Raw genomic sequence first — 13,191 nt, 5'->3', positions numbered from 1 at the left:
TTAAATTCATCGTTCCGAAGCAGGTCGCTGTGCGCCCTGCGAGAAAAAGCGCCGGTGGTTGACCACCGGCATGCGCGCCCGTATCGACGCCTGTTCACTGCTGTCGCGATCGGCAAGCAACACCGCTTCGCCTGTATCCTGTTGTGTCAGCACACGCCCCCACGGGTCGACAATCGCCGCGTGCCCATGGGTCTCGCGCGGCCCCGGGTGCACACCACCTTGCGCCGCCGCCAGCACATAGCACTGGGTCTCGATGGCCCGAGCGCGAATCAGCACATCCCAATGGGCGGCGCCGGTCACCGCCGTAAAGGCCGAGGGTGCGGTGATCAATTCAGCCCCGGCTGCGCGCAACTCGCTGTACAGCTCGGGGAAACGCAGGTCGTAACACACCGTCAGGCCCAACCGACCGACGGGCGTATCCGCCACCACCACATTGCTCCCGAAAGCATAGTCATCGGATTCCCGATAGCGACCTCGCGCATCCGCTACATCGACATCGAACAGATGCAGCTTGTCGTAACGGGCAACGACTTCACCGCGATCATCGATCAGCAGCGAGCAAGCGTTGGACTTGGCGTTCGGTTGGCCTTCTGGCGGCAACGGCAATGTGCCGGCCACTATCCATAAGGTGAGGTCGCGGGCGGTCTGTTTCAACCATGGCAGGATCGGGCCTTCGCCCAACGCTTCGGCACGGCCGATATCAGCCACGTCGCGGCGGCCCATGGCAGCAAAGTTTTCCGGCAGCACCGCAAGCTTCGCACCACCCGCCGCCGCTTGCTCCAGCAACCGCCGGGCCTGGGCCAGATTGGCCAGCACATCACTCTGGCTGACCATTTGAATTACCGCAAAGGACATGGGCCAACACTCCGTAATGGGCATGCAGCCATGCTACTCCACAGGCTCTCAGTTTGGCTTTTCAAATGGCTTGTCGAAGGTGATTTTTGGATCCTTCCAAGGCCCTTCGACTTTGTATTGAACACTGGCGAAGCGCGAAACACGGTCGCCGATCAGCTTGTCGATAAGGAACAGCGCACCACCAATGGCGGGCGCGCCGACAATCAGCGCGGCAATCGGCAGGTTGTTGGTCACCGGCAGCGTGACCAGCAGCTTGGCATCGACCCGGTCAGCCACCAGGTCCAGGGTGCCATTGAGCTCCAGATTGGTGGACGGCCCGGTCATGGTGATCGGCTCGCGGGTCACAAATACACCGTTACTGGCCGCCAACAGGCCTTTAACCCGGTCATAGCTCAGGCCCTTGCCGAGCAAGTCCGAGAAGTCCAGGCGCAGGCGGCGGCCGATCGAGTTGAAGTTAAGCAAGCCAAACACCCGCAGGGCTTGGGCGCCGCCTTCTACCTCAACAAACTGGCCTTTGCGGAACGCTGCATCCAGGCTCCCGGAAAAACGCTTGGGCCCGACCCAGGCTGGCGAACCCGGCCAACGACCGTCCACGTCCAGATGGAAGTCCTCGCTGGTCACGGTTGGCGCAAAGCCCCAACCCTTGAGCACATCGGCGATGTTCTTGCCATCCAGGCGGCCTTTGTACCAACTGCTGCTGGCACCTGGTGCGCCTTCCCAACCACCGGCGCCGTTGAGCTGCATGCCTTTGAGGCCCAGGTCCAGGTTGTTGAACGCCAGGCCCTTGGCGGTTGGCCGGATCTTCAGCGACCATGCACCTACCAGGTCCGGCCCCTGGAACAGTTGATTGATCGAGATATCCAGAGCCGGAATGTCTTTGGGATCAATGTCTGCCAATGGATCCGGCGCGTTTTCATCGGCCTGTACCGTTGGGTCCACGGCCGGCAACTTCACGTATTGCAGGTTGATCGCAATCGGCGCGCCCTTAGCGTCGGGCAGGTTGACCGAACCTTTGGCCTGCTGGCTGTCTAGCTGCAACCCCCACGCCGCCAGCTTACGGTCCATCTGCAAGCTCACCTGATCGAATTGGCTGCCAAAGCCGGTCAGCTTGCCCACCTTGAAGTCGGCACTGCTGAGGAGTTGCTTGGCACTGCCGCCCGGATCATTACCGGCGTAGCGATCTACGAGTTTTTTCCACGGATCGATGTCCAGCTCCGATAGCACGCCGCGAATACGCAAGCCTTTGGCGGCAGGCAAAACTGCATCGCCATCACCGAGGAACAGCTCTCCACGACCGTCGTTGAATTTGTCCGGAGGCGACGCAAAGGTGAAACTCGCCAGCTCGCCGTAATCAAACCAGTAACGACGCTCGGCGCCCTGCAAGGTCATGCGGAACACGCTGTCGCGGCCCTGGCTGGCGGGCATGCCAAAGGGCGCAGGCAACTCCACCGCGACGCCCTTCATGCTGGAGCTGACCATCAATTGGCTGTCGGCGCCGTCCAGGGTGAGTTGCAACTGGTACGGAATATCGCCGGACAACGGCAACGGCTGGCTGATTTTTAACCAGTCCGTCAGGCGCTTGACCGTGACCTGGCCTTTCGCGGTGACGCGCGTGCTGATCGCGCCCGGTTTGCCATCGGCCGCAATCTGCGCGGTGATGGGGCGATCAAACGCCTGCGCCGAGATGTTCTGGCCACTCAAACCCTTGGCGCTGTCGAAGCGGAAGTCGCCTTTGAGCTGTGTCAGGTCCAGGGTTGGCTCCGCCAATTGCAGACGAGCTTTGTCGGTCTGGAAGTCCACCACAATTTTGGGTTCGGTGCCCTTGGCCAGCGGGATATCAAGGTCCAGTTTGCCTTGCAGGTCACCGTCACCCTTCCAGCCGGCGAAGGTCGAACCGGTGCCGATCGGCGCTTCCTGGAGAATCTTCAGGCCATCGCCCAAGCCGCCCGCAAACCCGCCGGTGATCAGCAGATGGCTGTCTTTGCCTGCTGGCGCGTGAGGAATATTGACGTAGACATCCTTGACCTTGGTGTCGAGCAATTGGCCCTTGTTCGCCAGGATGCGCACGCCAGTCTCTTCTACAAACACCTCGCCATTGACCTTGCTCACATGCGGCCAGCCCGGCTGGAACGCCAGCTCGGCGTCGTGCACCTTGAAGAACAGGCTGATATTTCGCGCAGCCGGCAGGGCGTCGTGGTTCAACGAGCCTTGGTACTGGAAGAAACCCTGGTCAACCGCGCCCTTGAGAATCGCCGTGCGCAGCCATTCGTCCAGAGACGGGCTCAACACTGCAGGCAAGTACTTGGGCGTAAAGCGGCCATCGCCATCGACCATGCCGACCCGCAGGTCCATGTAGTCTTCCTGGCTGTGGTCAAAATGCAGGCGAATCAGGAAGTCGGCGGCGACCTTGCCCTCCTCCCCCAGCACCTTGATGTAAGGCGCGATCAGGGTGAAGCCTTCTTTATCCAGCTTCCAGGTCAGGCGCGCATTGGCCTGGATGTACTGCCAGGGCTTGGCGAAAATCGGGTACAGGTGCAGGGAAAAATCCTTGCTATCCATGCGCAACTCGCCCTGGCCCAAGTCACCGCTGATGCTGCCGGACACGTTACGCGCGGCCGGTGCGCCGAAATAAGCATCGAAACCGACACGTTCAAGGTTGGCGGCAAAGCTGACTTTCTTGTCGGAGGTGTCCTGAGGGCGAAAATCTACCAGCACGTTGCGCAACAAGCCCGTGGCTTTGAGGTGTTCGATGGTTTTGGCGAACCCGTCCGGGAGTGGCGCCAAGGCGTTCAGCAGCGGCGTAATGGGGGTAAGATCCAGGCGATCGGCCTGCAACTTCCAGACTTCCAGGTCCTTGTCGGTCGCCAGGGTCTGCTGCAGTTGCAGATGCGATTCCCAGCGGGTATCGCCAATGTTCATCGCCAGCGAATCGAGCAGCACCTTAAGGCCAGTGTCACTGCGCTGCAGGTAAGCCGTGAGGCCCAGGTTTTCGATATGAACGGGCTTGCGGTCGGCGTAGCTGCCTTTTACCTGGGGTGAGTTGAGGCGTACCACAGCGCTCTGCACGGTGCCCTTGGCCCAGTCCAGCCAGAATTCGCCACCTGCCTGGAACTGCGTGAGTTTCCATTGCCGGGTCAGCCTTGCCGGAACCCATTTGGCCCAATCGCTCTGGGGCAGGCTCAGGTAGGCGTGTATTTCAGCGTCTTTCCATTGGCTGGCGCGGATCCGGCTACTCAGGCTCAAGGCGAGTGGCTGACCGTCGGGCAACGTAAGGCGTGCATCCAGGCGCTGGCGGGTCATGCCGGTGTGCAAGCTCAGCCCCACATACGTGAGGGTCAACGGCGCCTGATCAAAGGGTTGCAAGGTGACCTGGCTGTCGAGCAACGACACGCGCTTGATCATTTGCATGCGTTTAAGCAACTGCTCCGGGTCAAGTGGCTGGTCATCCTGCACCGGCAGGCCTTGCAGCGCCCAGTGGCCGTCCTTGTCTTCCTTCACACTCAGTTGCAGGCCGCTGACTTCCAGGTGGGCGATGCGCACTTCACGCGCCATCAGGCTGGCCCAGATATCCGGCACCACTTCGACCTGGTCCAGACGCAAGGCACTGCTACCTTCACCAACCATCACATCATGGGCCAGCAATACCGGGGCGAAACCACTCCAGCGCCCTTCAAGGCTGCCTATTTGCAGGGGCATATCAGCCGCGGCCTGGGCCTTGGCTTCGATTTCGGCACGATATTCGGCCACCAGCGGGGTCAATTCACGACCCAGGCTCACGTACACTGCCGCCAATACCAGCAGCAACGCACAGAGGCCCAAGCCCCAACGGGTCAAAGCGGCAAAAAAGCGTATCAGACGCTCCATGTCAGGCGACCCTCAAAGCAGTTGGCGGACGGCAGATCAAGGTCGGCCGGTCTCGAAGAAAGAAAGCGATTGGGGATCAGAGCAGCACCACGTCGTATTGTTCCTGGGAATACATGGTTTCGACCTGAAAGCGAATCGTGCGCCCGATAAAACCCTCCAGTTCCGCGACGTTGCCGGACTCTTCATCCAGCAACCGGTCGACCACTTTCTGGTTGGCAAGCACTCTATAACCTTCGGCCTGGTAGGCACGCGCCTCCCGTAAGATTTCCCGGAAAATCTCGTAGCAAACCGTTTCCGGAGTCTTCAACTTGCCGCGGCCCTGGCAACTGCTGCAAGGCTCGCACAGCACTTGCTCAAGACTCTCGCGGGTGCGCTTGCGGGTCATCTGCACCAGGCCCAGCTCGGTAATGCCGATAATATTGGTCTTGGCGTGGTCGCGCTCCAGCTGCTTTTCAAGGGTGCGCAACACTTGACGCTGATGCTCTTCATCTTCCATGTCGATGAAGTCAATGATGATGATGCCGCCCAGGTTGCGCAGGCGCAGTTGGCGCGCAATAGCGGTAGCCGCCTCCAGGTTGGTCTTGAAGATGGTTTCTTCAAGGTTGCGATGCCCCACGAATGCGCCGGTGTTGACGTCAATGGTGGTCATCGCCTCAGCCGGGTCTACCACCAGATAGCCGCCGGACTTGAGCGGCACTTTGCGCTCCAGGGCTTTCTGGATTTCATCTTCAACGCCGTACAGGTCGAAGATCGGCCGCTCGCCCGGGTAGTGCTCCAGACGGTCGGCAATTTCCGGCATCAGCTCGGCAACAAATTGCGTGGTGCGCTGGAAGGTTTCCCGCGAGTCGATGCGAATTTTCTCGATCTTCGGGCTGACCAGATCGCGCAAGGTGCGCAGGGCCAGGCCGAGGTCTTCATAGATGACGCTCGGGGCGCCGATGGTCTTGATCTGGGCGCCGATCTGGTCCCACAGGCGCCGCAGGTAGCGGATGTCCATGAGGATTTCATCGCCACCGGCGCCTTCTGCGGCAGTGCGCAGGATGAAGCCACCGGCTTCCTTGATGCCTTCGGCAGCCACACAATCGCTGACCACCTTTTTCAGGCGCTCGCGCTCGGCTTCATCTTCGATTTTCAGGGATATGCCGACATGGGCCGTGCGCGGCATGTACACCAGGTACCGCGAAGGAATCGACAGTTGTGTGGTCAGCCGCGCGCCTTTGGAACCGATGGGGTCCTTGGTGACTTGCACCACCAGGCTCTGCCCTTCGTGCACCAACGCGCTGATGCTTTCGACCGCAGGGCCCTCGCGCAGGGAAATTTCCGAAGCATGGATAAACGCGGCGCGGTCCAGGCCAATGTCGACGAAAGCCGCCTGCATGCCCGGCAACACGCGCACCACTTTGCCCTTATAGATGTTGCCGACAATCCCGCGCTTTTGCGTGCGCTCGACGTGCACTTCTTGCAGAACACCGTTCTCTACCACCGCCACGCGCGATTCCATCGGCGTGATATTGATCAGAATCTCTTCACTCATGGCTGGGTCTCGTTCAGGCGTTTTCACAATAGTGACCGATCGCTTATGGCTGGGCGCTGGGATACGGCGTTCAGCGCGCGGTAAGGTTTTGCCAACAGGGTATGCCGAATTGGTCGAGCAGTTGCGCGGTTTCGCACACCGGCAGGCCTACCACGGCGGAATAGCTGCCATTGAGCCCAGCGACGAACACCGACCCAAGCCCCTGGATAGCATAGCCGCCGGCCTTGTCCTGAGGTTCGCCACTGTGCCAGTAGGTTGTAGCCTCTTCGACAGAAATACCGCGAAAACGTACGCGGCTGCTTACACACAACGCCTCATTGCGCTGGCCGTCAGTGAGCGCGACGGCCGTGAGCACCTCGTGTTCACGCCCTGACAGGGCCATCAACATCGCCAGGGCGTCGGCCTGATCGACCGGTTTCCCGAGGATCCGGCCATCAACGATGACGGCTGTATCGGCGCCCAGCACACAGGCGCCGGCGTTTTTTTCGAGCGCAGCAAAACCCGCCGCTGCCTTGCCGCGCGCAAGGCGTTCGACGTAGGCAACGGCGGATTCGTTTGTAAGAGGCGTTTCATCAATGGCTGCGCTGACAGCGGTGAAGGGCACACCGATCTGGGTCAGCAGTTCACGCCGCCTCGGAGAGCCTGAGGCCAGATAAAGCGAATTCATTGCAGACTCTCCCTGTGACGTTCGATAACCAGGCAGAGCCTCGCAATCCATTCAATTGATTTTATAGCGACGACGTAACCCACGCAGACCGAAACTGACCCAAGGCCACAGCAATGCACTGACCAAAGCGGGCAACACCAACGCCAGGGTTGGCTGGCGATTGCCGGTCAAGGCGCTGAGCCACAACTGCACCAACTGCGCCAAACCGAATATCACCAGAATCACCAGACACTGCTGCCACATCGGGAACATGCGCAAACGCTGCTGCAACGACAGCACCAGGAATGTAATCAGGGTGAGGATCAGCGCGTTCTGACCCAGCAAGGTGCCATACAGTACGTCTTCCGCCAAGCCCAGGCACATCGCCGTGACCATGCCGACTTTATGCGGCAGGGTCAGCGACCAGAATGCCAGCAACAGCGCCAGCCAGAGCGGGCGCAGGATTTCCATGAATTGCGGCAGTGGCGACACGCTGAGCAGCAAACCGATAGCGAAGGTCAGCCAGACGATCCAGCCATTACGCGAGTGAGTACCGGCCATTATTCTTCCCTCTGCCGCGTGGTTGCCGGGGCAGTTGCCGGAGGCTTGGCCGCAGGCGTCGTGGTAGCAGGTGTGGTGGCTGCAGGCTTGGCCGCCGGTTTAGCCGGGCGCGCGCTGTGGGCTGCCGGCTTGACTGCGGTTGCCACAGGCGCTGGCGGGGTGACGGGCGGTGCAGGCGGCCCTACAAATGCAGGCTTGGGCACCGTGGCGGGAACAATCGGCCCGGTACCGTTTTGCTTGTCTTCCGCTTCCTGCGCCTGGGCGGCGTCGTTGGCGCGCTCTTCCGGGGTGCGGTTGTCGCTGAACACCAGCAACAGGTAGCGGCTGCGGTTCAGCGCTGCAGTCGGTACGGCGCGCACAATGGCAAATGGCTGACCGGAGTCGTGGATGACTTCCTTGACCGTCGCCACCGGGTAACCCGCCGGGAACCGCTGACCGAGACCGGAGCTGACCAGCAGGTCACCTTCCTTGATGTCGGCGGTGTCTGCCACATGGCGTAATTCCAGGCGTTCCGGGTTACCGGTGCCACTGGCAATCGCGCGCAAGCCGTTGCGATTCACCTGCACCGGGATGCTGTGGGTCGTGTCCGTCAGCAGCAATACCCGCGAGGTGTAGGGCATCAGCTCAACCACCTGGCCCATCAGGCCACGGGCGTCGAGCACCGGCTGACCGAGGACCACACCGTCGCGCTCACCCTTGTTGATGATGATGCGATGGGTAAAGGGGTTAGGGTCCATGCCGATCAGCTCGGCCACTTCGACCTTCTCGTTGACCAATGCGGAAGAGTTGAGCAACTCGCGCAGCCGAACGTTCTGCTCAGTGAGGGCCGCGAGCTTTTGCATGCGCCCCTGCAACAGCAGGTTTTCAGTCTTGAGTTTTTCGTTCTCGGCGACCAGTTCAGTGCGGCTGCCAAATTGGCTGGCCACGCCCTGGTAGAGACGTTGCGGCAGGTCGGTGATCCAGTAAGTCTGCATCAACACCAGCGACATCTGGCTACGCACGGGCTTGAGCAGTGCAAAGCGGGCATCGACCACCATCAGCGCGACCGAAAGCACGACCAGCACCAATAAGCGCACGCCCAATGAGGGGCCTTTGGCGAAAAGCGGTTTAATAAGCCGCTCCTCCCAGGCAAATGTTCTCTTTATTCATACGGCATCAAACCGGCCTGGATGCAGATTGAAGAAGATAAACGCCAACAGGCAGCACTGCAAAGTGCTGCCTGCGGGCGAAGCATGAACCACCCGAGCGATCTTATTCGCTGGAGAGCAGGTCCATGGTGTGTTTATCCATCATTTCCAGTGCACGACCACCGCCACGGGCAACGCAGGTCAGCGGGTCTTCGGCGACGATCACCGGCAGACCGGTTTCCTGAGCCAGCAGCTTGTCGAGGTCGCGCAGCAAGGCGCCACCACCGGTCAATACCAGACCACGCTCGGCGATGTCGGAAGCCAGTTCCGGCGGCGATTGCTCCAGGGCACTTTTCACAGCCTGAACGATGGTGGCCAGGGACTCTTGCAGAGCCTCCAGCACTTCATTGGAGTTCAGGGTGAAGGCACGTGGAACGCCTTCGGCCAGGTTGCGACCGCGAACATCCACTTCGCGCACTTCGCCGCCCGGGTAGGCAGTACCGATTTCCTGCTTGATGCGCTCAGCGGTGGATTCACCGATCAGGCTGCCGTAGTTACGACGCACATAGGTGATGATCGCTTCGTCGAAGCGGTCGCCGCCAACGCGCACGGATTCGGCATACACCACACCGTTCAGGGAAATCAGGGCGATTTCAGTGGTACCACCACCGATATCCACCACCATCGAACCGCGCGCTTCCTCAACCGGCAGGCCGGCGCCGATAGCGGCAGCCATAGGCTCTTCGATCAGGAACACTTCACGGGCACCGGCGCCAAGGGCCGATTCACGGATGGCGCGACGCTCCACCTGGGTGGACTTGCACGGAACGCAGATCAGCACACGAGGGCTGGGCTGCAGGAAACTGTTTTCGTGAACCTTGTTGATGAAGTACTGCAGCATCTTTTCGCAGACGCTGAAGTCGGCGATCACGCCGTCTTTCATCGGACGAATGGCAGCAATATTGCCTGGTGTTCGGCCGAGCATGCGCTTGGCCTCGGTGCCGACGGCAACGACACTTTTCTGATTACCATGGGTCCGAATGGCCACAACCGATGGCTCATTCAGAACGATACCGCGCTCGCGCACGTAAATAAGGGTGTTGGCAGTGCCCAGGTCAATGGAAAGATCGCTGGAAAACATGCCACGCAGTTTCTTGAACATGGGGAAAGGACCCTAGGCAACGCGTGGGTAAAAAAGTGCGGCAAACTCTAACAACGACAGGGATTTTGGGCAAGGCGCCAATGTGCTAAATTGGCCGACTTTCTGTGCACCAACCCCCACAATCGCGGCCTTATGACCGTAGAAATGCGGTAGTGTTCCGACAATCTAACACACGGACGCCCTCCGTTCTGTTTTCCACTGGAGAATCCCATGGCGCTTGAACGCTCCGACGTGGAAAAAATCGCGCATCTGGCCTCGCTTGGCCTGAATGACGCCGATCTTCCACAGACCACCGCAGCCCTGAACCGCATTCTCGGGCTGGTTGACCAAATGCAGGCCGTGAATACCGACGGCATCGAGCCCCTGGCTCACCCGCTGGAAGCCAGCCAGCGCCTGCGCGCAGACGTCGTGACCGAGCGCAATCATCGCGAGGCCTACCAGTCCATCGCACCAGCGGTCGAAAACGGCCTGTACCTGGTACCGAAAGTCATCGACTAAAGGGAAAGAGCCTGCAATGCATCAATTGACTCTGGCCGAGATCGCCCGCGGTCTCGCCGACAAAAAGTTTTCTTCCGAAGAGCTGACCAAGACCCTGCTGGCGCGCATCGCCGCGCTGGACCCCAAGGTCAACAGCTTCATCAGCCTCACCGAAGAGCTGGCCCTGAGCCAGGCCAAGGCCGCCGACGCACGTCGCGCCAACGGTGAGAATGGCGCACTGCTGGGCGCACCGATCGCCCACAAAGACCTGTTCTGCACCCAGGGCATTCGCACCAGTTGCGGCTCGAAGATGCTCGACAACTTTAAAGCGCCCTACGACGCCACCGTGGTGTCCAGGCTGGCTGCCGCCGGGGCCGTGACCCTGGGCAAGACCAACATGGACGAATTCGCCATGGGTTCGGCCAACGAATCGAGCTACTACGGCGCGGTGAAAAACCCGTGGAACCTGGAGCACGTGCCCGGCGGTTCGTCCGGCGGTTCGGCTGCGGCCGTTGCTGCACGCTTCCTGCCGGCGGCCACCGCCACCGACACCGGTGGCTCGATCCGCCAGCCTGCGGCCTTCACCAACCTCACCGGTCTGAAGCCGACCTACGGTCGCGTTTCCCGCTGGGGCATGATCGCCTACGCATCCAGCCTGGATCAGGGCGGCCCGCTGGCACGCACCGCTGAAGACTGCGCGATATTGTTACAAGGTATGGCCGGGTTCGATAAACAGGACTCCACCAGCATCGATGAGCCGGTGCCGGACTACAGCGCCAGCCTTAACACCTCGCTTAAGGGTCTGCGCATCGGCGTGCCGAAAGAGTATTTCAGCGCCGGTCTCGACCCGCGTATCGCCGAATTGGTGCACAACAGCATCAAAGAGCTGGAAAAGCTCGGCGCGGTGATCAAGGAAATCAGCCTGCCGAACAACCAGCACGCGATTCCTGCCTACTACGTAATCGCCCCGGCAGAAGCCTCCTCCAACCTGTCGCGTTTCGACGGCGTGCGCTTCGGCTATCGCTGCGAAAACCCGAAAGACCTCACCGACCTTTATAAGCGTTCGCGTGGCGAAGGCTTCGGCGCCGAAGTACAACGCCGCATCATGGTCGGCGCCTACGCCCTGTCCGCCGGCTACTACGACGCGTACTACCTCAAGGCGCAAAAAATCCGTCGCCTGATCAAGAACGACTTCATGGCCGCCTTTGAAGAAGTCGACGTGATCCTCGGCCCAACCACGCCTAACCCGGCCTGGAAGATTGGCGCCAAGACCGGCGACCCGATCGCCGAGTACCTGGAAGACCTGTACACCATCACCGCCAACCTCGCGGGCTTGCCGGGCTTGTCCATGCCAGCAGGTTTCGTCGATGGCCTGCCGGTCGGCGTGCAATTGCTCGCCCCGTATTTCCAGGAAGGCCGCCTGCTCAATGTGGCGCACCAGTACCAGTTGAACACCGACTGGCACACCCGCACCCCTACCGGCTTTTGAGGAGAACACTATGCAATGGGAAGTTGTGATCGGGCTGGAGATTCATACCCAGCTCGCCACCCAATCGAAGATTTTCTCCGGTAGCGCCACCACGTTCGGCTCCGAGCCCAACACTCAGGCCAGCCTGGTCGACCTGGGCATGCCCGGTGTTTTGCCGGTGCTGAACGAGGAAGCGGTGCGCATGGCGGTGATGTTCGGCCTGGCGATTGACGCCGAGATCGGCCAGCACAACGTGTTCGCGCGGAAAAACTACTTCTACCCGGACCTGCCCAAGGGCTACCAGATCAGCCAGATGGAATTGCCGATCGTCGGCAAGGGCTACCTGGATATCCCGCTGGAAGACGGCACCATCAAACGTGTCGGCGTGACCCGCGCGCACCTGGAAGAAGACGCCGGCAAAAGCCTGCACGAAGAATTTCCGGGCGCGACCGGTATTGACCTGAACCGTGCCGGTACGCCGCTGCTGGAAATCGTCTCCGAGCCGGACATGCGCAGCGCCAAGGAAGCCGTGGCCTACGTCAAGACCATCCACGCATTGGTGCGCTACCTGGGCATCTGCGACGGCAACATGGCCGAAGGCTCGCTGCGTTGCGACTGCAACGTGTCGATCCGTCCAAAGGGCCAGGTCGAGTTCGGCACCCGCTGCGAGATCAAGAACGTCAACTCGTTCCGTTTCATCGAGAAGGCGATCAACACCGAAGTGCGTCGCCAGATCGAGCTGATCGAAGACGGCGGCAAGGTGATCCAGCAAACGCGCCTGTACGACCCGAACAAAGACGAAACCCGCGCCATGCGCAGCAAAGAGGAAGCCAACGACTACCGTTACTTCCCCGATCCGGACCTGTTGCCGGTGGTCATCGAGGACTCGTTCCTCAATGAAGTGCGCGCGACCTTGCCGGAATTGCCGCAGCAAAAACGCGAGCGCTTCCAGGCGCAGTTCGGCCTGTCGGTCTACGATGCCAGCGTCCTGGCCTCCAGCCGCGAACAAGCCAACTACTTCGAAAAAGTGCTGAGCATTGCCGGCGACGCCAAACTGGCGGCCAACTGGGTGATGGTTGAGCTGGGCAGCCTGTTGAACAAGCAGGGCCTGGAAATCGACGAAGCACCGGTCAGCGCCGAGCAGTTGGGCGGCATGCTGCTGCGCATCAAGGACAACACCATCTCCGGCAAAATCGCCAAGACCGTGTTTGAAGCGATGGCCGCAGGCGAAGGCAGTGCGGACGAGATCATCGAGAAGCGCGGCCTCAAGCAAGTTACCGACAGCGGCGCAATTTCGGCCGTGCTGGATGAAATGCTCGCGGCCAACGCCGAGCAGGTTGAGCAGTATCGCGCGGCAGACGAAGCCAAGCGCGGCAAGATGTTCGGCTTCTTTGTCGGCCAGGCGATGAAAGCCTCCAAAGGCAAAGCCAACCCGCAACAGGTGAACGAACTGCTCAAGAGCAAGCTCGAAGGCTGATAGCGCTGAATGATCGTTCC

10 protein-coding genes are annotated in these 13,191 nt (G+C 60.6%); 3 read left to right on the top strand and 7 right to left on the bottom strand.

The genetic code is table 11. The features are described from left to right. Positions 1-6: 6 nt before the first annotated feature. The 7 genes from BFW87_RS16000 to mreB form a co-directional block, all read right to left on the bottom strand. Positions 7-855: a carbon-nitrogen hydrolase family protein gene (locus BFW87_RS16000; RefSeq protein WP_078740734.1), complete on the bottom strand. Its 849-nt coding sequence runs from the start codon at positions 853-855 to the stop codon at positions 7-9. Between the two features lie 48 nt (positions 856-903). Next, positions 904-4,719 (bottom strand): YhdP family protein, encoded by a 3,816-nt coding sequence (locus BFW87_RS15995; RefSeq protein ID WP_078740733.1) that lies wholly within the window; start codon positions 4,717-4,719, stop codon positions 904-906. Positions 4,720-4,795: 76 nt separating this feature from the next. Next, complete coding sequence (gene rng, locus BFW87_RS15990) at positions 4,796-6,253, bottom strand: ribonuclease G (protein WP_078740732.1); 1,458 nt, start codon at positions 6,251-6,253, stop codon at positions 4,796-4,798. A 70-nt stretch (positions 6,254-6,323) separates the two neighbouring features. Beyond that, the gene (locus BFW87_RS15985) at positions 6,324-6,920 is read right to left on the bottom strand and encodes a Maf family protein (RefSeq protein WP_078740731.1); all 597 of its coding nucleotides are present in this window, start codon (positions 6,918-6,920) and stop codon (positions 6,324-6,326) included. A gap of 51 nt (positions 6,921-6,971) precedes the next feature. After that, the gene (gene mreD / locus BFW87_RS15980; protein ID WP_017138250.1) at positions 6,972-7,460 is read right to left on the bottom strand and encodes a rod shape-determining protein MreD; all 489 of its coding nucleotides are present in this window, start codon (positions 7,458-7,460) and stop codon (positions 6,972-6,974) included. Next, positions 7,460-8,572: a rod shape-determining protein MreC gene (gene mreC, locus BFW87_RS15975; RefSeq protein WP_078740730.1), complete on the bottom strand. Its 1,113-nt coding sequence runs from the start codon at positions 8,570-8,572 to the stop codon at positions 7,460-7,462. The genes mreD and mreC overlap by 1 nt, the downstream gene beginning before the upstream one ends. Before the next feature lie 139 nt (positions 8,573-8,711). Then, positions 8,712-9,749, bottom strand: coding sequence for a rod shape-determining protein MreB (mreB, locus tag BFW87_RS15970; RefSeq protein WP_002555108.1), 1,038 nt, complete (start codon positions 9,747-9,749; stop codon positions 8,712-8,714). A 210-nt stretch (positions 9,750-9,959) separates the two neighbouring features. Between mreB and gatC the strand changes: the two genes are divergently transcribed. The 3 genes from gatC to gatB are packed head-to-tail and all read left to right on the top strand — an operon-like array spanning position 9,960 to position 13,171. Continuing rightward, positions 9,960-10,247 (top strand): Asp-tRNA(Asn)/Glu-tRNA(Gln) amidotransferase subunit GatC, encoded by a 288-nt coding sequence (gatC, locus tag BFW87_RS15965; RefSeq protein WP_078740729.1) that lies wholly within the window; start codon positions 9,960-9,962, stop codon positions 10,245-10,247. A gap of 16 nt (positions 10,248-10,263) precedes the next feature. Further along, on the top strand, positions 10,264-11,715 hold the full coding sequence (gene gatA, locus BFW87_RS15960) for an Asp-tRNA(Asn)/Glu-tRNA(Gln) amidotransferase subunit GatA (RefSeq protein WP_078740728.1): 1,452 nt from the start codon (positions 10,264-10,266) through the stop codon (positions 11,713-11,715). A 10-nt stretch (positions 11,716-11,725) separates the two neighbouring features. Continuing rightward, on the top strand, positions 11,726-13,171 hold the full coding sequence (gene gatB / locus BFW87_RS15955; RefSeq protein ID WP_078740727.1) for an Asp-tRNA(Asn)/Glu-tRNA(Gln) amidotransferase subunit GatB: 1,446 nt from the start codon (positions 11,726-11,728) through the stop codon (positions 13,169-13,171). The last annotated feature ends 20 nt before the right edge of the window (positions 13,172-13,191 follow it).

It is taken from the genome of Pseudomonas fluorescens (genome assembly GCF_002022275.1).
Lineage (GTDB): Bacteria > Pseudomonadota > Gammaproteobacteria > Pseudomonadales > Pseudomonadaceae > Aquipseudomonas > Aquipseudomonas fluorescens_AJ.
The sequence above is the reverse complement of the archived record's forward strand: the minus strand, read 5'-3'. Positions and strand labels throughout refer to the sequence as shown.

Coding starts and splice junctions, on each gene's coding strand:
- gatB (WP_078740727.1), top strand. CDS start 11,726: ATGCAATGGGAAGTTGTGATCGGGCTGGAGATTCATACCCAGCTCGCC.
- mreB (WP_002555108.1), bottom strand. CDS start 9,749: ATGTTCAAGAAACTGCGTGGCATGTTTTCCAGCGATCTTTCCATTGAC.
- BFW87_RS16000 (WP_078740734.1), bottom strand. CDS start 855: ATGTCCTTTGCGGTAATTCAAATGGTCAGCCAGAGTGATGTGCTGGCC.
- BFW87_RS15985 (WP_078740731.1), bottom strand. CDS start 6,920: ATGAATTCGCTTTATCTGGCCTCAGGCTCTCCGAGGCGGCGTGAACTG.
- mreD (WP_017138250.1), bottom strand. CDS start 7,460: ATGGCCGGTACTCACTCGCGTAATGGCTGGATCGTCTGGCTGACCTTC.
- rng (WP_078740732.1), bottom strand. CDS start 6,253: ATGAGTGAAGAGATTCTGATCAATATCACGCCGATGGAATCGCGCGTG.
- gatA (WP_078740728.1), top strand. CDS start 10,264: ATGCATCAATTGACTCTGGCCGAGATCGCCCGCGGTCTCGCCGACAAA.
- gatC (WP_078740729.1), top strand. CDS start 9,960: ATGGCGCTTGAACGCTCCGACGTGGAAAAAATCGCGCATCTGGCCTCG.
- BFW87_RS15995 (WP_078740733.1), bottom strand. CDS start 4,719: ATGGAGCGTCTGATACGCTTTTTTGCCGCTTTGACCCGTTGGGGCTTG.